This is a genomic window from Arthrobacter sp. TmtSoilC48, assembly GCF_059739425.1.
In genome coordinates this window covers 2,251,972-2,273,666 of sequence record NZ_AP046049.1, presented here as the reverse complement: position 1 = coordinate 2,273,666, position 21,695 = coordinate 2,251,972, and the positions used below count along the sequence as shown (strand labels likewise).

Below are 21,695 nucleotides of genomic sequence, written 5' to 3'. Positions count from 1 at the left end.
ACGGCGTACTAGGCTGAAGACATGGCTCCCGATCAGCACGAGGCATTCGAGGACAACATGCCCATCATGTCCGCCGTTGACGTTGCGGACTGGCGGCTTCGGACCTTCGCCCTCTATGACCAAGTACGGCAGCTGGCGGCTACGGATCCGTTCGATGCACACAACTATTGGCGCCAGGAGCGGGACCGGATGTTTGCTACCCATCCCGCATCCGCCCTGACAGCAGAGATGAAAGCATCCTTCTCCGGGCTGCGTACGGCCGACTACGATCCCGCCTTCCGGATGTACGTTCCGCTGTCGCCGGAGGGAACGGGACAGGAAATGAATGTTCAGACAGGGACCGACGGCGTAGTTCCGTTTGTGAGGATTGGAACCTTTGAGTTGCCGGGGCTCGGGTCCCTGGCCGTTTGGCGGCTGCGAAGCTACGGGGGCGGCATCTTCGTGCCTTTGCGCGACGCTACTGCCGGCAAAGAGGGTGGAAGCTACGGCGCCGGAAGATACCTTTTGGACACCGTGAAGGGCGCTTACCACGGTGTTCGCCGCATCGATGAACGGCAGGAGTTCATCGTGGACTTAAACTTCGCCTACAACCCGTCCTGCGCCTATAACGAAGCCTGGGCGTGCCCCCTTGCCGGACCGGCCAACCGGCTCGCAGCGGAGGTACCAGTGGGTGAACTGTATTTGGGAGAAGGCTAACGCCTCCCGAAGCCAGCCGCGGTGCGGACCGACACTGCGGCGCCTGGGAAGGACGGGGTCGGCGTCACGGAACCGTAAGTTTTGGGAACTGTGGGCCGGACCGTAAAAGCCTAGCCTTGGAGCATGAACAGAATTGGGCGGATGATCCGTGGCCACAGGGCCCTTGCCACCGTGGTGGGCGTGGCGGTCGTGGTCCTGGTCGTCGTTGGGGCCGCGCTGTTCCAGCCCTGGCGGCTGTTTACGAGCAGCAGCGTGAACGAGGCCCTGCCTTGGGATCCTCCTTCATCAACGTCGGCGTCTCCCTCTAATGCACAGTCGTCCGATGCACTGACTTCCGACGCACAGGGCAGTGGCTCCCCTGCCCCCAACACCTCTGCCTCCTCGCCAGCAGTCAAGACGGAACCTGTGGTGCTGGGCTTCGGCAATTTCCAATCCCAGGAGCATCAGACTTCCGGAACTGCACAGCTCCTGGAACTGCCCGATGGCTCCCGTGTGCTGAGGCTGGAAAACCTGGCCAGCAGCGACGGGCCGGACGTCAAGGTCTGGCTTAGCAGCCTTGAAGCAGGAGGCGATTGGTACAAGTACCGCTCGGGTCGGTATGTGGACCTCGGCCCCATCAAGGCCACGCACGGCAACCAGAACTACGTCATCCCATCCGGAGTGGACGTCTCAGGCCTGTCATCGGTGGTGCTCTGGTGTGACCGTTTCAGCGTCGCTTTCGGATCGGCGCAGCTCGCCTGACCCGTTGTGGGCCACGTCTGCGCCTTTACAAGGGGTCTTAGGGCGTAAAGCGGGCCCCACAACAGATTGCAGGACGTAGGATGTCATCATGACTTTCCGCCTTCCCCGTCGCATCGCCCGCGTCCGCCCCTTGGATTCACAGGATCCCAACGAGCAATTCTTCGTTGCCAACGACGCCCATGACTTCAAATCCGAAGCGGGGACGCACTGGATTGTTATCGATTCGCCCTTCGAGGCATCAAGGGCAAACGCGAGTAGCCCCACGCGCCTCGGTTGGGAACCGGGGACGGGGGTGAGCGAGGGTTCTTTCACTTTCCTCGCGCCCTCCGTGCCGGCCAACGTCTTTGGTATGGCCCACAACACCGGGCAAGCTGGCAGGGACCTTCAACCACAGGCATTTCACAAGGCCGCCTCCAGCGTGATCGGCCCCGGCGAAGCGATCCAGCTGAGTTCGAACGTTGGTCATGTTGACCCGGAAGCCGAACTGACGGTCGTCGTCGGACGTACAGCGCGGGGCCTGACGCTGGAAACGGCGGGGTCGGCAATCCTCGGCTACACCATCGGGAACGATGTCTCCGCACGCGACCTCCAAAAGACCGACGAACTCTGGATCAGCGCGAAGAGCCAGGACACCTTTACGCCTGCAGGTCCGTGGATCGTCACCGACCTCGACGCCGCAGATCTTTCCATCGGGATCGTCCACAACGGCACCGCGCTCAAAACCGCAAGCTCGGCGGACCTCGGCTGGAAAGTGGACGAGATCATGGTCTATCTGACCTCGTTCATGACCCTCCACCCCGGCGACCTGGTCCTGACTGGCTTCCCCGCCGAATGCGCGCGCATTCAGCCAGGTGACACCGTGGTGTGCCGGGTGGAAGGAATTGGGGAGCTCGCCAACCCCGTCACCACCGCTTCCTGGGAGGGCGTGCCCGCATAGTGTGTCAGGCTTAACCTCATGGAGACAGCCGCAGACGCCACCGAACTGCGCCCGCCTCCGTTACAAAGGCCCCCCAGGAAGAGGCATCGCGGCCTTCTCAAGTACCCCGTGGTGCGGCAATTGCTTCGCTTCACCGGCGTCGGAATTCTCTGCACAGCAAGTTCGCTTGCCCTCTACGCGTTGCTGCGTCCCTGGATTGACCCCCAGCTCGCCAACGCCGTGGCGCTGATCGTGACCTCGATCATGAACACAGCGCTCAACCGCAGGCTGACCTTCAAGATCAGCGGCAGCAGGAAACGCGGCCAGGACCACATTCACGGGTTGATCGTCATAGGCATTGCCCTGGTCATCACTGGAGGGAGCCTGGGCATCCTGCATCTCATCCATCCCGAGGCTACTGTCAGCGAAGAGCTCTGGACCACGACGCTTTCCGGCTTCGTTGCCACAGGCGTCCGGTTCACGCTCTTGAGGCATTGGATTTTCCGCCGCGCCCGCCACGTGTAACTAGCCCGGTTGCGGTGTTGCCAGGTTCCGGACACGCCCGACGGCGGTTTCCACGGCTCCAGCAGCTTGCTCGAGTTCGGCTTCGGTAACAGTTGAGGGGAAGCTGAAGCGCACGGCTGTTTGCGCTATCTCCGGGACCGTGCCCAACGCCAAGAGTACTGGCGACGGGGCGTCCGATCCCGCCGCGCAGGCGGAACCACTGGAGCAAACCACGCCAAGGCGTTCCAGCTCAAGCAGGACTGATTCGCCGCTGGTCCCAGGGAAGCAGAACGATGCGATTGATGGCAGCCTCCGGCTTCGATGCCCTGTCAGTATGGCGCCCGGGACGGTTTGGAGGACCTGCGCGACGAACCGCTCCCTCAGCTCTGAAACCCGGGCCGCCAACTCCGGCTGCTCGCGCAGGCTCAACGTCAGTGCCGTGGACAATGCCACGGCCCCGGCTACATTCTCCGTTCCGGATCTCTTTCCCCGCTCCTGGCCTCCCCCATGAACCAGCGGCTCCACGCGCATCCGACCCTTCGTGAACAGGACACCGGATCCCTTGGGCGCGCCCAGCTTGTGGCCGGAAAGGCTCAGCGCATCCACACCCAGGGCCTTGACGTCCACGCTCAGCCAGCCGGCCGCTTGGACGGCATCAGTGTGGAAGGGGATGCCCAACCCGTGGGCTGCGGCAGCGAGGTCCGCGACGGGCTGGACCGTACCGATCTCATTGTTCGCATACATGATGCTCACCAAGGCTGTCTCCGGCCGGAGGACGGCCCGGAGCGCGTCCACTGAGACGAGTCCGTCCGGGTCCACCGGCACCACGTCCACCGTGAAGCCATGCACGCGTTCGAGGTAGCGGGCGGACTCCTCCACGGCAGGATGCTCGATTGCGCTTATCACTACCCGTTTCAGCGAGGGATCGGCTGCATGCCGGGCCAGTGCGATTCCCTTGACAGCCAGGTTGTCAGCCTCCGTGCCGCCCGAGGTGAAGGTCACCTCGCCCGCGCGGCAATTAAGCACCTTCGCGACGGCGGACCTCGCCTCCGCGAGCGCAGTGGCGGCCGCTTCACCCAGGCTGTGATGGCTGGATGGGTTGCCAAACCCGCCACTGAGGTACGGCCACATGGCTTCGAGTACTTCGCGCCGGACCGGCGTGGTGGCTGCAGCGTCCAGGAAGATCATGGAAGTCAGACTGCTTTCGGCTCTGCATCAGTCCGCAGCTCAATATCCAGCCCGAGGTCCAGTGCCGAAACACTGTGCGTCAGCCCGCCGATCGAGATGACATCCACGCCTGTCGCGGCGATCTCTGCCACTGTGTTGAGGTTGACGTTTCCGCTGGCTTCCACGTTTGCCCGTCCGTCTACCTGTTTGACGCCTGCCCGGAGTTCATCGATGGAAAAGTTGTCCAGCATGATGGTGTCCACTCCCGCGGCCAGGACGGGTTCGATCTGGTCTGCCCGGTCAACTTCAACTTCAAAGTGAGTTGTGTGTCCCAGCTGGGCTTTGGCGGCTGCGAGCAGTTCAGTCAGTTTCGCGGAGTCTCCGCCGGTCATGACAGCCAAGTGGTTGTCCTTCGCCAGGACGGCATCCGAGAGGCTGTAGCGGTGGTTCGCTCCCCCGCCGCAGCGCACGGCATAGCGTTCCAGGACACGCAAACCGGGCGTGGTTTTACGGGTGTCCGTGATCCGGGCGCGCGTTCCTTCAACCAACCTGACGAATTCTGCGGTCTTGGTGGCAATGGCGCTCATCCGCTGCACCAGGTTGAGTCCGACGCGTTCTGCCAACAGTACCGATCGTGCACTGCCGGTGACCCGCGCGAGGTGGGTTCCGGCGTCGAACGCTTCACCGTCGCCGAGCAGCAATTCCACCTCGGTGTCCGGGTCAACGAGCTTCATGGCGTCGCGGAAGACCGTTCCACCGCTGAAGACGCCCGGGACGCGGGCGTTCAGGACCGCCGTGGCACGCGCGCCGGCGGGGATCAGCAGTTGCGAGGTGATGTCACCGCTGGGTGCGTCCTCCGCGAAGGCCCGCTCCAGGATGTCCCGTACAGGTGCTGCGGGGAGGGTCAGGTTGGTCATGGAGGTCAGGTCAGTCATTGACGAGGCTCGCTTTCCGGCTCATGGTGTAACGCTTGTCAAAATCCTCGACGGCGGCTGGTTCCTTGACGCCGTCACTGCGGTAGTGCGCCCCCAGCGACTCCCGCCGCTCCCGGGCCGCATGGACGAGCAACTGTGCCGCCAGGAGCAAGTTGGAGTCCTCATGCTCCCGGGGATCAAGGGAATCAGGCACCTCCAGGGGAACAACTTCGCCCTCCCAGGAACCCAAAACTTCAGCGGCCTCTGCCAGCAACCCACCGGTACGCAGCACGCCGGCCTTGGCAGTCATCAGCCGGCGAAGTGCCTGCCGCGAAAAAGCAACAGCCGGCGCCGGATCCATTTCGAAAACCGAAGTGACAGGCGAGGCCGGAGGCCCCGACAGCGCCGTTGTCGCGTGGGAGCCGGCGTCTTCTTGGTCGGCTGGCGGGGACCCGGCAGCGTGCGTAAAAGCGAGGCCGCCCGCGGCCGAGTTAGCACGCAGAGGGACTCCGTTAGTCGACCCCAAGAACGCTTCAACAGCACGCCGCCCGAACACGAGCCCTTCGAGCAAAGAGTTGCTGGCCAGCCTGTTGGCGCCTTGGACTCCGGTGCAGGCAACCTCGCCCGCGGCGAGCAAGCCCGGCACAGATGTGCGGCCGTAGAGGTCGGTCACCACACCACCCATCCAGTAGTGGGCCGCGGGTGCTACGGGGACAAGTTGCCGGGTCCAGTCGACACCGGCTTGGCGGGTCCGCTTGCTGAGGGTGGGGAAGCGCCTGGCCAGGAAGCCCTGGCCCCGCTGTTCTTCGATCACGGTGGCGTCGAGGAACACGTGGCCGTTGGGGTCGCCGAGTTTGGCCAGGTGAAGTGCGATGCTGCGGGAGACGACGTCCCTGGGCGCGAGTTCCGCATCAGGGTGATAGCCGGGCATGAACCGGTGTCCGCCGGCATCGACCAGGATGGCCCCTTCGCCCCGCACTGCTTCGGAGATCAGCAGGGGTTCGTTGTTCCCGTCTGCCTCCCTGGCCTCGGCCGGTATCACCATGCATGTTGGGTGGAACTGGAAGAACTCAAGGTCTGCAACGGCGGCTCCGGCACGCCATGCGAGCGCAAGGCCGTCGGCGGTGGCCACGGAGGGGTTTGTGGTCTGCGCAAACAGTTGGCCTGCTCCTCCGGTGGCCAGGAGTACGGCGTCTGCCTGGAGGCCGAGCTCTTGCCCGTCGTGGATGAAGCTGCACCCCATAACGCGGGCGCCATCCAGCGAAAGCGATGTGACCTGCGCGTGTCCGATCACCGTGATCCGTCCAGCCGCCTGTGCATCCAGCACGGCGCGGATCAGCGCTGCGGCCACCCCGGCACCGGTTGCGTCGCCGCCGGCGTGCAGGATGCGCGGAGCTGAGTGGGCGGCCTCGAGGCCCAAGGCGGGGTCGCCGTCGTCGTCGAGGTCGAACTGCACACCGAACCGTCCCAGTCCCGCGATGTCCAACCGCGCCTCGGTGCACAACACCCGCACCGCCTCTTCGTTGCAGTGGCCTGCCCCTGCCTTGAGGGTGTCAGCGATGTGCGCAGCCACCGTGTCACCGGGAGCTGGCTCGTCCAACACGGCGGAGATCCCGCCCTGGGCGTAGTAGGTGTTGCTGTCCGCGAGCGCACCCTTGGTCAGCAGCACCACTTCTACTCCGGCTTCGGCGGCCAGCAAGGCTGAATACAGCCCCGCGATGCCGCTTCCGACGACGATCAGCCGCTTGGGCGCGCGCCCTTCAGCAAGGCTTCCTGAGGTCATGTGAGGCTCGATTCGGATCGTCCGGTAGACCGGTGTGGGTAGCGGGTTAGGCAGGCTTGGCTGCCAGCATGCGCTCGAGCGCGATTTTGGCGTTTTCCTGCACGGCGTCATCCACGGTGATGCGGTTGACGATGCGTCCTTGGACGAGTTCCTCCAGCACCCATGCGAGGTAGCCGGGATGGATGCGGTACATGGTGGAGCAGGGGCAGATCACGGGGTCCAGGCAGAAGATCGTGTGCTGTGGGTTTTCCGCAGCGAGCCGGTTCACCATGTTGATTTCCGTACCGATGGCGAACGTGGTGGGTTCGGTGGCGGCAGCGATGGCCTTCTTGATGAAGTCGGTGGAACCGGCGGAGTCCGCGGCATCCACGACGTCCATGGGGCACTCGGGGTGCACGATTACGTTCACGCCGGGGAAATCGACGCGGGCCTTCTCGATCTGGCCTACGTTGAAGCGCTTGTGGACCGAGCAGAAACCGTGCCAGAGGATCACGCGGGCGTCCAGCAGCGTCTTTTCGTCGTTGCCACCCAATTCCTTGCGCGGGTTCCACATGGGCATCTGCTCGAGCGGGACGCCGAGGGCCTTTGCCGTGTTGCGGCCCAGGTGCTGGTCGGGGAAGAACAGGACGCGCTGCCCACGTTCGAAGGCCCATTCCAGGACAACCTTGGCGTTGGAGGACGTGCAGACAATTCCGCCGTTGCGGCCACAGAAGGCCTTCAGCGCAGCGGAGGAGTTCATGTAGGTGACGGGGATGACCGGAACGCGGCCCTGGGCATCAGTGTCCGTGCCGAAGATTTCTTCGAGCTGTTCCCAGCATTCCTCTACCGAGTCCTCATCAGCCATGTCCGCCATGGAGCAGCCAGCCGCGAGGTTCGGCAGGATGACGGCCTGTTCCGGCGTGGACAGGATGTCCGCAGTCTCTGCCATGAAGTGGACGCCGCAGAAGATGATGGCTTCGGCGTCGGGCTTTGTCAGCGCAGCGTTGGCCAGCTGGAAAGAGTCACCCACGAAGTCGGCGTACTGGATCACTTCGTCACGCTGGTAGAAGTGGCCCAGGATCACGGCGCGGTCCCCGAGCGTCTTTTTGGCAGCGCGGATCCGGGCATCCAGTTCGGCATCCGTTGCCCGTTTGTACTCGTCCGGGAGCTGTCCCTGGCGCGGCGTTTCCTTGGGAGCGACGTCGCTGCTGGAGGCTCCTGGTCCGTAGGCGGGGGCACCGGCAAGTGCCTCGGCAAGGTCATACTCCCAGGGGCCTTTGGCCAGGGCCGGGCTGCAGGTGGATCCGGCGGCGGAAAGCCCCTTCTCGGCTTCCTCCCGCGTGATCAGCTGGACGGCAGTGTTGACGCTGCTCATGGTGTACTCCTGTTATCTGGCCCGAGGCCGGGCGTGCCGGTGAAGCGGTAGAGGCGTGGCGGACGGTGTTTTCCGCCTTGCAGGTATTCACCGGTTTCTTCAATTTCCGGTGTGGCTTTGATGTGCCGGCGAAAGTTCGCCGGGTCCAGTTGACGGTCCAGGACGGCCTCGTAGACTTCGCGGACCTGCGCGAGCGTGAAGAACTCTCCCAGCAGGTGGTAGGCGATGGAACCGTAGGCCATTTTGTTGCGGAGCCGCCAGAGTGCGTAGTCCACGATCGCGTTGTGGTCGAAGGCGAGTTCGCCGAGCCTGTCTGCCCGGAACCACCTCACGTTTTCCGATTCGTCCGCGAGGGCGGCTTCGGTCGGCTGGACCAGGGCCCAGTAGACGATCGAGACGACCCGCTGGCTGGGTGATCGGTGCAGGCCGCCGAAAGCGTAGAGCTGCTCAAGATATTGCGGCGTCAGGCCCGTTGTCTCCCGGAGGTTGCGCGATGCCGCGTCCTGAAGGGACTCGTCGTGCGCCAAAGGACCGCCCGGCAGCGCCCACATGTCCTTGTAGGGCTCGCGGATCCTACGGACCAGCGGAAGCCACAGCGTGGGACGGCCGGACTTTTCGCTGGGACGGAGGGCGAAAATCACCGTCGAAATGGCCAACGACGGCGGCGCCAAGCGGCGTTCAGCAACGTTGGCTGATATCGGATTCACGGCGTTCACCTCGCTTTGTCGCCGCCTGGAGATCGTCCTCCACGCACTGGAACCTGAGTTAAAGTCACTATGACTAGAACTAATGGTACGACTCCGCAGCCTGTAGGCAAAATGCTTTGCGTCACACTGACTTGGCGGCGGCTTCCATCAGCGGCAGGGTCCGGCCCTGGATGTGGCTGTTGAGCACAATGACGGACGAACAACGGACCACGGATTTGGTGGCAATCATGGCGTCCAACACGCGTTGCATGTCCGGATTGGAACGGGCTGCGATACGCACCATGAGGTCCGAATTCCCCGTCACGGTGTGCACTTCGATGATCTCCGGGATGGCGCTCAGGCTCTGGATGATGGCGTCGTGACCGATCTCCTGGGTGATGGTGACCGAACAGAATGCCACCACGGGGAAGCCGAAGTTGGCAGGATCCGGCTGCGGAACCCAGGAGCCGATTACTCCGTTCTCGATCATTCGGTCAATCCGGGATTGCACCGTAGCCCTGGCAACCCTCAGCACACGGGAGGCCTCCAAGACGGAAGACCTCGGCGAATCAGTGAAGAAACGTACAATTTTTGCATCAAGCGCATCGACCAGCATCAAAGTTCCTGTCCCCGGGGATTCTTACCCATCACATCGCCACAGCAAAAAGTGATGTATCTTACAAACTGCGAGAATTATTCCACGGCTCTTGCTGCGTCGTCGACGCCCAGCTTGCTCAGCCCAAGAGGCCGGCTCGCTACACCAAGTATGAAATCCATAGAAGGTAGACACGTATGACAACGAAGTCCATCGCGGCTCCTGCGCCAACATCCGGCCTTGGCCATTCACTTAAGCCACGCCAACTCACCATGATGGGGCTCGGAAGCGCCATCGGAGCAGGCCTCTTCCTCGGCTCCGGCGCAGGCATCCAGGCCGCCGGACCGGCGGTCCTGATCTCCTACCTCGTAGCGGGTACCCTGATCATCCTGGTCATGTGGGCCCTGGGCGAGATGGCTGCCGCAAACCCCAACAGCGGAGCATTCTCCGTCTACGCCGAAAAAGCCATGGGCAAGACCGCCGGCGGCACCATTGGCTGGCTCTGGTGGCTGCAACTGGTGGTGGTCATCGCAGCCGAAGCCCTTGGCGCGGCAGGCCTGCTCTTTACCGTCTGGCCAGTGATTCCGGTGTGGGTGCTCGCACTGGTGTTCATGGTGGCGTTCACCGGCATCAACCTCGTGGGCGTACGCAATTTTGGCGAGTTCGAATTCTGGTTCGCGATCCTGAAAGTCGCGGCAATCGTCATCTTCCTCCTCATCGGCGCAGCCCTGCTCTTCGGCTGGTTGCCCAACGTTGCCTCGCCGGGCCTCTCGGCCTTCGGAGACTTCGCCCCCAACGGAATCGGCGGCATCGCAGCTGCTTTGTTCGTGGTGATCTTCGCCTTCGGCGGAACGGAAATCGTCAGCGTCGCCGCTGCCGAAACAGAGAACCCCGCGCACAGCGTCGGCAAGGCCATCCGGACAGTGGTTTGGCGCATCCTGGTCTTCTACATCGGCTCGGTTTTCGTCATCGCAGCGGCTCTTCCCGTTGGCTCCGACGGCCTGAAGTCCCCGTTCGCGGGCGTACTGGACCTCGCCGGTATCCCGGGAGCGGGCGCTGCGATCACGCTCGTAGCTGTCGTCGCACTGTTGTCAGCCCTGAACGCCAACCTCTACGGCGCTTCAAGGATGATCTTCTCCCTGTCAGAGCGCGGCGAGGCTCCTGGTTTCCTGTCCAAGCTGAGCGGCTCCAAGGTGCCGGTGGCCGCCGTCGGGATTTCCGTTGCATTCGGCTTCATCGCGACCGTGCTGGAACTGCTCTTCCCCGAGCACGTACTGCCTGCGCTCCTGAACCTCGTGGGGTCCACATGCCTGGTGGTGTGGGGCACTGCCCTGGTCTCCCAGTTCATCCTGCGCCGCAGGGCCGACCGCGAAGGAACCGAGCTGCCGCTGCGCATGAAGGGCTTCCCGGTGCTTACGGTCGTGGGGATCGTCCTGCTGGGCATCATCCTCGTGGTGGGTTTTGCCAACCCTGAGAGCGCCGGCCAGCTGATCGGTACGTTCATCCTGATCCTGGTTATCGCCGTCGGATGCTTCCTCAACGCCAAGGCGAAGGCCGGTAAGCAGCCCGTGCACATCAAGTAGCCACCTGCCTATTGAAACCAAGAGGTCCTGCGCAATTTGTTTTGCGCAGGACCTCTTTGCGTATCCAAATTGTACAAAGTGTTTCCTTGAAACTGAGCTGATTGCGCACACCCGCTAGCGGTGACTAGGGTCACAGCCATGACTACCAAACATCTGCTCGCCGCCGTCGATGAGGATGCGGCGCCGCTCACGCACGAACAGCTCCGTGAGCTCTACGCCCTGATGGCTTCTGTCCGCCACCTGGACACAGCAGCCGTCGCCTGGCAGCGCCAGGGCATCATCCCCGGCTATGCGCCCCAGCTGGGCCAGGAAGCCGCGCAGGTAGGCAGCGGATACGCCGTTGACCGGACCATGGACTTCGTGTTCCCCACATATCGCGAGATGGGCGTGGCGCGGGCAATGGGCCTGGACATGGTGGGCTACATGTCCACGCACAAAGCCACGTGGCATGGCGGAATGTACAACCCGCTGGAATCCCGCTTCGCTCCCATCCAGGCTGTAGTGGCGGGATCCGTATTGCATGCTGTCGGCTGGGCCCACGGCCAAACCCTTTCCGGAAAGCCCGACGGCGAACGCGGCGTTGCCATGACGTACTTCGGCGATGGAGCATCCTCCCAGGGCGATGTCCACGAGGCCATGAACTTTGCCGCTGTGATGAAGGCGCCAGTGGTCTTCTTCATCCAGAACAACGGCTGGGCGATCTCCGTCCCCACGGAGCGCCAGGTTGCCGGCGGCTCAGTCGCTGCGCGCGCGGCTGGATACGGGATTCCTTCGCTGCAGGTGGACGGCAACGACGTCGTCGCAGTCTTCGAGGCCACCCGTTCGGCTTTCGCCCATTGCCGCGCGGGTCACGGGCCGGTTGTCATTGAAGCGATGACCTACCGCCGCGGGCCCCACTCCACGGCGGACGACCCCGGACGTTACCGCACCCTGGATGAGGAACGGCTCGGCGCGGGCGAGGATCCCCTTGAGCGGTTCCGGCAGCGCCTGCTCGCCGACGGAGTAGCGGATGCAGCGTTTTTCGCCGAAGCACAACGGAGAGCCGAGGAGGAAGAGGAAGCCATTCGTTCGGGTATCGAGGCCCTTGGCCCACGACCGGGGGCCGAAATGTTCAGCCTGGTCTTCCAGGAGCCAACACCCACCCTTCAATCCCAGGCCACAGCGTGGCGCAAGGAGTCCGAACATGTCTGAGACGATCACAGAAACGCCGGGGGCCGCGACTGACACGGCTGCGCCCGTTCTGCAGATGTCCATGCAGCAGGCCCTCAACCGCGCACTGGACGAAATCCTGGCCGACTATCCCAAAACTGTCATCTTCGGTGAAGACTGCGGCCGCCTCGGCGGCGTCTTCCGCATCACCGATGGCCTGCAGGCCAAGCACGGCGAGGAGCGCGTCTTTGACACTCCACTGGCCGAGTCCGGCATCCTGGGCATGTCGGTGGGCCTGGCCATGGCGGGCTTTCACCCCATCCCGGAAGTCCAGTTCGACGGCTTCGCCTACCCGGCCATCAACCAGATCATCTGCCAGATCGCGCGCATGAACTACCGCAGCCGCGGCACGCTCCCGATGCCGATCACGCTCAGGGTTCCCAGCTTCGGCGGAATCCGGGCCCCCGAACACCACGGCGAAAGCCTTGAAGCACTCTTTGCGCACGCTCCCGGGCTGAAAGTGGTTTCGCCCTCCACCCCGCACGACGCCTATCACCTCCTCAAGTACGCAGCCACTCGGCCGGATCCTGTCATCTTCATGGAGCCCAAGTCCCGCTACTGGCAGAAAGGTCCGGTGGACGTCACCTCCGCGACTCCCGGCACGGAAGCGTCCGACGGCGGCAGCCCCACCGGAGCGCGCGTGGTTCGGGAAGGCCGACACCTGACCCTCGTCGCATGGGGTGCCATGGTTGCCCGATGCCTCCAGGTTGCCGAACTTGCTGCCGAGGACGGCATCGACGTCGAGGTCCTGGACCTGCGCTGGCTGAAGCCGATCGACGCCGAAGCCCTGGCGACGTCCGTCGGTAAGACGCGACGCGCCGTCGTCGTGCACGAAGCGCCCCTGACCTCAGGCCTTGGTGCCGAGGTCGCCCAACTCATCACGCAGCGTTGCTTCGACACGCTGAAGGCTCCGGTGGAGCGCGTGACCGGCTTCGACGTCCCCTACCCCTCCGGTGACCTCGAAGACGAATACATTCCCAACATCGACCGCATCCTCTTTGGGATCCAACGCGTACTGGAGTACCGCCGTGGCTGAAATTTCCTTCCCGCTCCCCGATCTGGGCGAAGGCCTCATCGAGGCAACCGTGCTGGACTGGCTGGTCTCACCGGGCCAACAGGTGGAACGCAACCAACCTCTCGTCGAGCTCGAAACAAGCAAGTCGGCACTCGAATTGCCCAGCCCCCAGGCAGGTAAAGTGGTGCGTATTCACGGGGCGCCCGGTGACACCATTAACGTCGGCGAACCGCTGATCGTGTTCGAGGTACCGGATGACACCGCCGGGATCGTGGGCACTGTTCCAAAGGACGAAGCACCCAAGCGCCGGGTCCGCCTGAGCGCCGTACTCGATGAGGACTGACATGATGACCGGCAGGCACACCGTGGAACAGCACAGGCACACAGTTGAGGGCACCGACCCCGAATTGTTCGTTGAAGTGCATGAACCAGCCACCGATGCCGGACTGCGACCCGTCCTGTTGATCCACGGTTTCTCCTCATCCAGCAAGCTCAACTGGGCGGACAGTGGCTGGATCACCACGCTGCAGGAAGCTGGCCGTCGGGTCATCACCGTGGATCTTCCCGGTCACGGCCAAAGCCATTCGCCCGAGGACCTGGATTCGTACACCCCCAGCCGGATCCGCGCCGACCTCCTGCAGATCGTGACCGACGCCGGCGCGCGGCCCCTGCGCGACGGCGATCCTTCCACGGGACTGGACATCGTGGGCTACTCGTTGGGATCCCGGCTGGCGTGGGAGTTCGCCGCGACACAGCCTGACCTGGTTCACCGGATCGTCCTGGGCGGACCGAGTTCAGCGGATCCCCTGGCAGCCTTCGACCTCGCGGCCGCCCAGCGGCACCTGGCCGATGGCACTCCTATTGAGGACCAGTCCACTGCAGGATTGCTGAAGATGGCACAGTTGCTGCCGAGCAATGACCTGTTCGCCATGCTTTCGCTGATCGAGGCGATCAAGGGTGAGCCCTTCGATCCTGCCGAAGCCGCCCCGCACGTGCCCATCCTGTTGGTTGCCGGCGAGAAAGACGATCGCGCGGCCACCATGCCTGAGCTTGCGTCCATTGCCGGCAAGCGCGGTGCCATGGTGGAGACCCTGGTGGTCCGGGGGCGCACGCACACCAACGTGATCACCAGCCGGGCTTTCAAGGACGCGGCAATCGAGTTCCTGGGTGTGTAGTGATCGCGCCGGCCGGCGCTAACGGCTCGACCGCTCCGCGTTAAGGCTCATTCGTTCCAGGACGCTCAACGCCATGGCATATTCATCGATTCCTATGCCCATGGAAAGGTCCTGGCGGGCGGCTTCCACATAGCGGAGGGCCTCGTGGTATTTTTCGCGGCCGAGCTCGCTGAGCGCCAAGCGGTCATCAATCATCGTGATCATGCCCCTGCCCACCAACGAGGCAAGCTCCCGCTCCCGCAGGCGCGCGTCATTGCCCCAGAACGGGCGCAGGATCTCATCAAGCTCATCAGGACGGACCGTTCCCTCTGCCAAAGTGCCCAGGGCCTGCCACTGCCGCCGGCTCAGCTTGACCCGGGCCAGAGTGGCATCAAGCTGGAGTTCCAGCGCGGCGTCGAGCCTTTTGATCCAATATCCAATGGGCTTGTTCACAAGCCCATGCTTCCAGCGGATGCCTCACCCGGCAAGCTTTGAACGGTAGGCTGGAAGCAGCCAAATTACGTGGAAGTGGGGCAAATGGGCATGCGTTTCAAGGACCGGGCGGAAGCCGGCCGGCGCCTGGCCGAAGGACTCCCCCAGTTCAGGGAACGGCCAGACACGATCGTCCTTGGCCTGGCCCGCGGAGGTGTCCCCCTGGCCGTGGCGGCCGCCTCCGCCTTGTACCTGCCCTTCGGTACCATCCTGGTCCGCAAACTTGGCATACCTGGACGCGAGGAGACTGCCTACGGCGCACTTGCATGGTGCCAGGGCGACGTCGTCCGCATCGTCAACAAGCCGCTGAAGGAACATGTCCTGGCCCATGGCATCAGCCAGGCGGCGTTGGATGCAGTAGAGGCACATGAACGCGCCGAACTACTTCGGCGCGCACGGCAATACCCTGGAATCGAAAACGACCTTCGAGATAAGACCGTCATTCTGGTGGACGATGGCCTGGCTACCGGCGCCACCATGCGTGCTGCCGTGGAGGCTGTGCGGGCATCAGGTGCCCGCACGGTGGTCGCCGCCGTTCCCGTGGCCTCGCTGGAAGCCGCAACATCCTTGGCACGGGTGTGCGACTTCGTGATGGCACTGCACACGCCGGGCAAATTCCATGCTGTTGGGGCATTTTATGAGCGTTTTGAACAGTTGACGGATCACGACGTCGTGGAGCAGCTGGAAGGTGCAGAGGCCCCAAGGGCGAAATAGCTGCTTAACGCCCGGGGCGGACCCGGTTTTACAACCGCGCCCGCCCGGAGAATCACTGTGTTGCTGGGATTGGATCTGTTGCTGGCCTAGTGATGAACACTGAAGCCGAGGGGACGGCCTTTGGTTTCCTTGGCAAGAATCACTCCCACGGCTGAGACGATGCACAGTCCCATGATGTACAGGCCCACTGATCCGGACCACTTGGTGGCGTCCAACAAAGCCTGGGCAATCAAAGGGGCGAAGGCCCCGCCGAGAATGGCGCCCAAGGCGTAGCCGATGGAGATTCCCGAGTAGCGGACGTGGGCAGGGAACATCTCGGCGTACATGGCTGACATCGGCCCATAGGACAAGCCAAGCCCGATGGTGAGGACGAACAAAGCTATTCCGTAGAGCAGGATGTCCTTGGAATCGATCAAAGCGAACATGGGGATCATCCATGCGAACACCAGGCCGTAACCGAGCAGGAACGTCTTTACGCGGCCAATTTTGTCCGAAAGCCAGCCTCCCACCATGGTGAAGATGAGCCACCCGAAGGAGGCAACCGTGGTGGCCAGGAGGACCTGGGGCGCCGGCATCTTCAGCGCCTTGGTGGCGTAGGAGATAAAGAAGGCGATCAACAGGTAGCCTGCGGCATTGTTGGCGATGAAGATCAGTGCCGCGAGGATGACCTCCTTCTTGTTATTCCGGAACAGCTCGCTCAGGGGCGCCTTGCTTTCGGCCTTGCGCTGCGCGATTTCCTTGAAGACCGGACTTTCGCCGACTGCGCGGCGAATGAGGTAGCCCACCACGATCAGAACCACGGAAAGCAGGAACGGCACGCGCCAACCCCAGGCTGCAAAGTCTTCCTTTGACATGCCCGACTGCAGGAAGAACAGGAGGCCGGTTGCCAGGATCATGCCGATGGGCACGCCGATCTGCGGGTAAGCACCGAAGAGTCCGCGCCTGCTGATCGGAGCATGCTCTACAGCCATCAGGGCGGCGCCGCCCCACTCACCACCGGCCGAGAAGCCCTGGACCACCCGAAGGGTGATCAGCAGAATCGGGGCCCAAAGCCCGATTGTTCCGTAGGTGGGCAGCACGCCGATCAGGGCCGTCGCCGCCCCCATCATGACAAGCGTCATGACCAGGACTGCCTTGCGTCCCAGCCTGTCGCCGAGGTGTCCGGCAACGAATGCCCCCAGTGGCCGGAAGAGAAAGCTGATGCCGATGGTGGCGAAGGACAGAATTTGCGCCACTCCGGGGTTCGATTTTTCCAGGGGAGTCAGGAACAGCGGCGACAACAGCGTTGCCGTGAGCTGGGCAAAGATGAAGAAGTCGTACCACTCAATGGTGGTGCCGACCAAAGTCCCTGCCAGGACCCGGCGCTCTTCGCGCTTACTGCTTGGGCCCGACGCAGAGTCGACAGTGGAAGTTGCGGTCATTGGAACTCCAGGGGTGAGAGTGACTGGTCGGTGCATGGCTGGCATTAACCGACAGAACGGTCAGTTAGGAAAGACTACTACATACCGTGACCCAGCGCACAGCATTTATCCCGCCACAACGGGAAAAATGCTGTTCAAGAACACAATTGTTCTATAGTTGAATAGTCAATTCGTATATGGAACGATATCTTGATGAGGTGTGCAAAACATAGAGTTGACCGCCGCATGCCGTCACCCGCCAACATAGGATGGTTTGCATGAGTCCCCGCAGCGACGTCAAAAGTCCGCAGGAAGCAGCAACCCAGGCGCCGCCGTCGCAAACCCTCTCACGGGGAATCCGTGCACTGGAGATCCTTGCCGAAGCCGAACGCCCGCTTAGCATTGCTGAACTCGCCGAAGCCCTGGGAGTGCACCGTTCTGTTGCCTACCGCATCCTCCGGACGTTGGAAGACCACTCGCTGTTGATCAGGGACGATTCAGGCCGCGTCCAGCCCGGCCCCGGACTGGCCGTCCTGGCACGTGGGGTCTCCAGCAACCTGCAAACAGCTGCCCTTCCAGAGCTCACCCAGCTGGCGAATACCCTGCACATGACCGCTTTCCTGGCCGTTTGGGACCACCAGGAATGCGTCACGCTGGTCACCGTGGAACCCCGGCATTCAGGCGCCGCACTCGCCCAGCATCCCGGAAGCCGCCACCCAATAGGTATTGGCGCACCCGGCATCGCCATCCAATCGACCATGACCGAGGACCGTTGGCGTCAGGTAGGAGCAGGTATCCCCTACCGCCCCGAGGCGCACGAAGCCCGACGCATCGGCTACGCCACCAGCCACGATGAAGTGATCGCCGGGTTGTCATCAATCGCCGCTCCCATCCACGTCCCGGGCGGACGACCGGCCGCAATCGCCGTCGTCTATATCCGCCTCGACCAGGACGCCGACGCCGTGGGTAAGGAGTTGGCTGCCAGCGCCATGCGCATCGAGAGCCAGTTGGCCTGAACCCCTCCTCCGCAGGCCAGGCATTCCTTCTGGGTCAAGTGCCCTGCCCCACAGCACAAGACCCACAGCCGCGGGAACCCAATACTCGAAGAAGGACAGGAATTTTCCTGTCCTTCGTATCGTCGAGCACTGAGAAGGAACCCATGAGCCTGAATCTTCTTGATACCTCCAACTGGCTGCCCCTGGACGGTTTGGCGCCCGGCTTCGATGCCAACAAAGCCCCCACCGTCCAGGACCTGGCGGGACGGGAATTTGCCGTCCGCAGCGATGGCGTGCCCATGACGTTCAGCTTTGATGACGAAGAAGTCCAATGGGCTGCGGCTGGAAACAGCGGGACGGCATCCTATGAGGCCTTCCTCGTAGCCGATGAGCTCTACTACGCCCAATGGCACAGTCCTGTGGAGGAAGGCCTCGCCGTTTCCTTGATCCTGGACCTCGCCAACGGACGCGCGCTCTACGTCGGCGCTCTTCTGGGACACGCATCCCCCGGCTCAACGGCAGTCCAGCACGATTTCCGCGCCGGGACCCTCGAAGGTTTCAGCGCCAATGGAACAGCCATCGCGGAGAGCACAGGCCTGATCGGGCGGCGCGTCGAATGGGTGTACAGCGATGCCCACGCCTACGAACACATCTACCTCAGCCCTACCTGGTACACCTGGCAGTGCCTCGCCGGACCGGAGCGGGGCCTCGCAGACACCGATTCCAATACCGTCTTCGAAATCCGGCCCGGAATTTTCGTCTTTACCTGGCGCGAAAAGGTCATCCCGTGCGGCTCCGTGACCATAGCCGATCATCGGAGCCCCAAAGCAATCCGCTCACATGGCAGCCTTTTCGGCTGGGATGAGGCTGGCACCAAGCCTGTGCATTTCACGTTCGGCGCCCACGGCCGGTTGATCAGCATCACCCACCACAGCCCGGAGCTTGACCCTTCGGTGTAGCTGGCCCGGCTCGAATCAATCGAACCAACAAGACACGAAAGAAAGCCCCGGCACCAGATTTGAACTGGTCACCCGCCGGGGCTTTCTTTCGTGCGGTGCTTCCGCGTACGGAACAGTCTCAGCCTTTAAACAGTCTCAGTCTTCGGAGCCGTGGCCGATCCGGGCATAGAGTCCGGGCTGCGAGCGCCGCAGGCGCAGCCCCCACGCGATTCCCACCAGGCCCGGCAGCAGCACTACCAGCGGCAGGACGAATGTTGCCGCCGTCGATTCCGTCTGACCGAGAAGGACGTTGAAGTTGGCAAGGATGAGCACAAACACTACCGCCAGGAAAACAAAGCCAAGGCCGGGCGCAACAACCCGCCCCCACAGGCTGGCACCATGCCGGTTCCGGCGGAAGAAGCCAATCACTGCGGCGGACACTACGGTCATGAGCAGGACCAGCCCCATGGCACCGCTGTTTGTCAGCCAGGTGAACATGGTCAGCACGGGATACAGTTCACCAAGTTCAGAACCTGATCCCGCGATGGCGAAGGCAACAGTCACGACGACGGCAATCACCGTTTGCGCCAGCGACCCCGCAAAGGGTGCGCCACTCTCTGTGCGGACAGCTGCGAAGAACGGTGGGATGACGCGCTCCCGGCCCAGCGAGAAGAAGTATCGCGCCACTGCGTTGTGGAAGCTGACCAAGGCGGCGAAAAGGCTGGTCACGAACAGGATCTGCGCGATATCACTCAACAGCACGCCTCCGTTGGTGCCCAGGAAGGCGAAGATCATGTCCGGGCCACTGTTGGTGGCTGTTTCAATGACTGCGGATGGGCCTGCACCGACGGTCATTGCCCAAGCGGAGGCGGCATAGAAGAGGGCGATGATGGCAACCGCTGCGAAGGTAGCACGGGCAACGGTGCGCTGGGGATCTTTTGACTCTTCGCCATAGATGGCCGCCGATTCAAAGCCCATGAAGGCGGCGATTCCGAAGGAAAGGACTGCGCCGATGCCGGGGACGAACAGGCTTTCGGGGCTGAACGAGCCTGCAGAGACTCCTTCAGGTGCCACAGCCAGGCTGATGACGTCATAGGCGATGACCACCAGGAATTCCAGGGCCACCAGGACGCCCAGCACCTTTGCCGAGAGATCCACCCGGTTGACTCCCAGCCAGCCCACAATTGCGATGCAGACCAGCACTGGGATCCACCAGGGAACGCTGATGCCGAGCCTTGCCGAGAGCAGTGAGGAGACTGTGAAGCCGAAGAGCCCATAGATGCCTACCTGCATAAGGTTGTAGGCCATCAAGGCGACCAGCGAGGCTCCCACACCGGCCGGCCTTGAAATGCCTTGGGCAATGTAGGCGTAGAAGGCGCCGGCGTTGGTGACATAACGGCTCATAGCCGCGTACCCTACTGCGAACAGTGCCAGGATCCCGCCGAGGATCAGGAACGAAAGCGGGACTCCTGTCACCCCGGTGACAGCGAAGGTGGTGGTCACCCCGCCCGCAAGGACGGTCAGCGGCGCGGAGGCCGCAATAATCATGAAGGTCACGGCCGGGACGCCCAGACGCCTCTTGGTGTCTGCGGGCCCTGCGATCTTGCGCTTAACGGGGTTATCCACGCTCATTGGTTGTGCTCCTGCCTCGGTGCCGGACGGAGATTGCGCGGCACGGTGTCGGTCATTCGCAATCTTCCTCCGCCAAGGCACCGCGTGACTTGTCTCACAAGGCAAGGTGTTTGTCAGTGCACGCAAGCACAGCCCGCGTAAAGTCCCCCGGTGTAGAATCGTGGGCAAGCTCACGTCCGCGCTGGTGGCATTCAGTACCGGCGCCATCAGGTACGGCGGGCATTGAAAGGGAATTTGATGACCGTCGCGGCTGAGACCGGCCCCGCAACCGTGCACACAGTGGTGGCGGATTCATTCCAGGAATGGAGCCGGGCCATCTCAGCATCCTTCGTGCCATTACTGGCCAAAGGCCCTGAACATCCCAAAGACAACCACTTCCACGGGACCATGCGGGCCAGGGTCCTGGGGCAAATTTCCGTGGTCGAAGTTACGGCTGGTCCCCATACGGTCCTGCGAACGCCTGAGCTGATCGCCAAGTCCACCGGACGGTTCTTCAAGCTCAGCATCCAGCTCTCCGGCTCTGGCCGCCTGGTTCAGGACGAACGCGAAGCCGTGCTCGGTCCCGGGGACCTCGCCATCTATGACACCTCCCGCCCTTACCAACTAACGTTCGACGACGACTTCCGCACTTTGGTGCTGATGTTCCCGCACGTCCTCCTTGACTTGCCGGCCGAAGCCATGGGCCACGTAACCGCCCTCCGGATACCCGGGAATGAAGGCCTCGGCGAGCTCATCAGCCCCTTCCTCGTCAGGCTTGCCGATAACCTCGAAGCCCTTTCAGGGGCCAATGGCCTCCGCCTGGTCCACAATGCACTGGATCTCGTCACTACCCTGTTCAACGGCGAACTGGACCAGCTCATCGAGACCGGCCGCGATCCCCACCTCCTCCTTCTGGGACGGATCCACGACTACATCGAGGCCAATCTGGGTGACCCCGAACTTTCCCCGGGAACCATAGCCGCCGCCCACTACATCTCCACCCGGCACTTGCACGATCTTTTCCAGGAGATCGGCACCACCGTGGCCTCATCCATCCGGCAGCGCAGGCTCGAACGCTGCAGGCGCGACCTCCTGGACCCTGTCCTGGCAGACCGACCGGTCACGGCCATTGCGGCGCGGTGGGGATTCACTGACGCAGCCCACTTCAGCCGGATCTTCCGGGCTGCGTTCGGCAACTCCCCCACCGGCTACCGCAACAGCCACTAAC

22 protein-coding genes are annotated in these 21,695 nt (G+C 63.0%); 13 read left to right on the top strand and 9 right to left on the bottom strand.

The features are described 5' to 3' along the window. Positions 1-21 precede the first annotated feature (21 nt). The 4 genes from AC6I97_RS10715 to AC6I97_RS10700 all read left to right on the top strand — a co-directional run bounded on the left by AC6I97_RS10715 (position 22) and on the right by AC6I97_RS10700 (position 2,878). A complete protein-coding gene (locus AC6I97_RS10715; RefSeq protein ID WP_497944868.1) occupies positions 22-696 on the top strand; it encodes a DUF1684 domain-containing protein in 675 nt (224 codons plus the stop codon). Positions 697-819: 123 nt separating this feature from the next. Next, positions 820-1,437, top strand: a complete 618-nt coding sequence (locus AC6I97_RS10710; protein ID WP_497944867.1) for a DM13 domain-containing protein — start codon at positions 820-822, stop codon at positions 1,435-1,437. A gap of 88 nt (positions 1,438-1,525) precedes the next feature. Beyond that, positions 1,526-2,374, top strand: a complete 849-nt coding sequence (locus AC6I97_RS10705; RefSeq protein ID WP_497944866.1) for a fumarylacetoacetate hydrolase family protein — start codon at positions 1,526-1,528, stop codon at positions 2,372-2,374. Between the two features lie 18 nt (positions 2,375-2,392). Further along, entirely contained in the window at positions 2,393-2,878 is a 486-nt protein-coding gene (locus AC6I97_RS10700; RefSeq protein WP_497944865.1) for a GtrA family protein, read from the top strand. Here AC6I97_RS10700 and AC6I97_RS10695 read toward each other — a convergent pair whose 3' ends face one another. The 6 genes from AC6I97_RS10695 to AC6I97_RS10670 form a co-directional block, all read right to left on the bottom strand. After that, the gene (locus AC6I97_RS10695; RefSeq protein WP_497944864.1) at positions 2,879-4,045 is read right to left on the bottom strand and encodes a cysteine desulfurase family protein; all 1,167 of its coding nucleotides are present in this window, start codon (positions 4,043-4,045) and stop codon (positions 2,879-2,881) included. Between the two features lie 5 nt (positions 4,046-4,050). Then, positions 4,051-4,941: a carboxylating nicotinate-nucleotide diphosphorylase gene (gene nadC / locus AC6I97_RS10690; RefSeq protein WP_497947038.1), complete on the bottom strand. Its 891-nt coding sequence runs from the start codon at positions 4,939-4,941 to the stop codon at positions 4,051-4,053. Between the two features lie 10 nt (positions 4,942-4,951). After that, the gene (locus AC6I97_RS10685) at positions 4,952-6,721 is read right to left on the bottom strand and encodes an L-aspartate oxidase (RefSeq protein WP_497944863.1); all 1,770 of its coding nucleotides are present in this window, start codon (positions 6,719-6,721) and stop codon (positions 4,952-4,954) included. A 46-nt stretch (positions 6,722-6,767) separates the two neighbouring features. Continuing rightward, positions 6,768-8,075, bottom strand: a complete 1,308-nt coding sequence (nadA, locus tag AC6I97_RS10680; RefSeq protein ID WP_497944862.1) for a quinolinate synthase NadA — start codon at positions 8,073-8,075, stop codon at positions 6,768-6,770. Beyond that, positions 8,072-8,791: an NUDIX hydrolase gene (locus AC6I97_RS10675; protein ID WP_497944861.1), complete on the bottom strand. Its 720-nt coding sequence runs from the start codon at positions 8,789-8,791 to the stop codon at positions 8,072-8,074. The genes nadA and AC6I97_RS10675 overlap by 4 nt, the downstream gene beginning before the upstream one ends. Positions 8,792-8,903: 112 nt before the next feature. Beyond that, positions 8,904-9,377, bottom strand: coding sequence for an Lrp/AsnC family transcriptional regulator (locus AC6I97_RS10670; protein ID WP_216923913.1), 474 nt, complete (start codon positions 9,375-9,377; stop codon positions 8,904-8,906). A 176-nt stretch (positions 9,378-9,553) separates the two neighbouring features. Between AC6I97_RS10670 and AC6I97_RS10665 the strand changes: the two genes are divergently transcribed. The 5 genes from AC6I97_RS10665 (at position 9,554) to AC6I97_RS10645 (ending at position 14,338) form a co-directional block, all read left to right on the top strand. Next, the gene (locus AC6I97_RS10665) at positions 9,554-10,939 is read left to right on the top strand and encodes an amino acid permease (RefSeq protein WP_497944860.1); all 1,386 of its coding nucleotides are present in this window, start codon (positions 9,554-9,556) and stop codon (positions 10,937-10,939) included. A gap of 138 nt (positions 10,940-11,077) precedes the next feature. After that, on the top strand, positions 11,078-12,130 hold the full coding sequence (locus AC6I97_RS10660) for a thiamine pyrophosphate-dependent enzyme (RefSeq protein ID WP_309929097.1): 1,053 nt from the start codon (positions 11,078-11,080) through the stop codon (positions 12,128-12,130). Further along, positions 12,123-13,184 carry an alpha-ketoacid dehydrogenase subunit beta gene (locus AC6I97_RS10655; protein WP_497944859.1) on the top strand — a complete coding sequence of 354 codons (1,062 nt, stop codon included), beginning with the start codon at positions 12,123-12,125 and terminating at the stop codon, positions 13,182-13,184. The genes AC6I97_RS10660 and AC6I97_RS10655 overlap by 8 nt, the downstream gene beginning before the upstream one ends. Continuing rightward, positions 13,177-13,506 carry a biotin/lipoyl-containing protein gene (locus AC6I97_RS10650; protein WP_224090878.1) on the top strand — a complete coding sequence of 110 codons (330 nt, stop codon included), beginning with the start codon at positions 13,177-13,179 and terminating at the stop codon, positions 13,504-13,506. Before AC6I97_RS10655 ends, AC6I97_RS10650 begins: the two co-directional genes overlap by 8 nt. A gap of 1 nt (position 13,507) precedes the next feature. Then, the gene (locus tag AC6I97_RS10645; RefSeq protein ID WP_497944858.1) at positions 13,508-14,338 is read left to right on the top strand and encodes an alpha/beta fold hydrolase; all 831 of its coding nucleotides are present in this window, start codon (positions 13,508-13,510) and stop codon (positions 14,336-14,338) included. An 18-nt stretch (positions 14,339-14,356) separates the two neighbouring features. Here AC6I97_RS10645 and AC6I97_RS10640 read toward each other — a convergent pair whose 3' ends face one another. Next, on the bottom strand, positions 14,357-14,770 hold the full coding sequence (locus tag AC6I97_RS10640; RefSeq protein WP_497944857.1) for a winged helix DNA-binding protein: 414 nt from the start codon (positions 14,768-14,770) through the stop codon (positions 14,357-14,359). A 69-nt stretch (positions 14,771-14,839) separates the two neighbouring features. Here AC6I97_RS10640 and AC6I97_RS10635 point away from each other — a divergent pair, with 69 nt between their 5' ends. Continuing rightward, complete coding sequence (locus AC6I97_RS10635; RefSeq protein WP_497944856.1) at positions 14,840-15,523, top strand: phosphoribosyltransferase; 684 nt, start codon at positions 14,840-14,842, stop codon at positions 15,521-15,523. Between the two features lie 86 nt (positions 15,524-15,609). Here AC6I97_RS10635 and AC6I97_RS10630 read toward each other — a convergent pair whose 3' ends face one another. Continuing rightward, positions 15,610-16,944 (bottom strand): MFS transporter, encoded by a 1,335-nt coding sequence (locus AC6I97_RS10630; RefSeq protein ID WP_497944855.1) that lies wholly within the window; start codon positions 16,942-16,944, stop codon positions 15,610-15,612. 248 nt (positions 16,945-17,192) lie between these two features. Between AC6I97_RS10630 and AC6I97_RS10625 the strand changes: the two genes are divergently transcribed. Continuing rightward, positions 17,193-17,939, top strand: a complete 747-nt coding sequence (locus AC6I97_RS10625) for an IclR family transcriptional regulator (protein WP_224164634.1) — start codon at positions 17,193-17,195, stop codon at positions 17,937-17,939. 143 nt (positions 17,940-18,082) lie between these two features. Further along, the gene (locus AC6I97_RS10620) at positions 18,083-18,877 is read left to right on the top strand and encodes a MoaF C-terminal domain-containing protein (protein ID WP_224090889.1); all 795 of its coding nucleotides are present in this window, start codon (positions 18,083-18,085) and stop codon (positions 18,875-18,877) included. Positions 18,878-19,012: 135 nt separating this feature from the next. Here the strand turns inward: AC6I97_RS10620 and AC6I97_RS10615 are convergent, their stop codons facing one another. Further along, positions 19,013-20,488 carry an APC family permease gene (locus AC6I97_RS10615; protein WP_497944854.1) on the bottom strand — a complete coding sequence of 492 codons (1,476 nt, stop codon included), beginning with the start codon at positions 20,486-20,488 and terminating at the stop codon, positions 19,013-19,015. 237 nt (positions 20,489-20,725) lie between these two features. Between AC6I97_RS10615 and AC6I97_RS10610 the strand changes: the two genes are divergently transcribed. Next, positions 20,726-21,694, top strand: coding sequence for an AraC-like ligand-binding domain-containing protein (locus AC6I97_RS10610; protein WP_224090890.1), 969 nt, complete (start codon positions 20,726-20,728; stop codon positions 21,692-21,694). The last annotated feature ends 1 nt before the right edge of the window (position 21,695 follow it).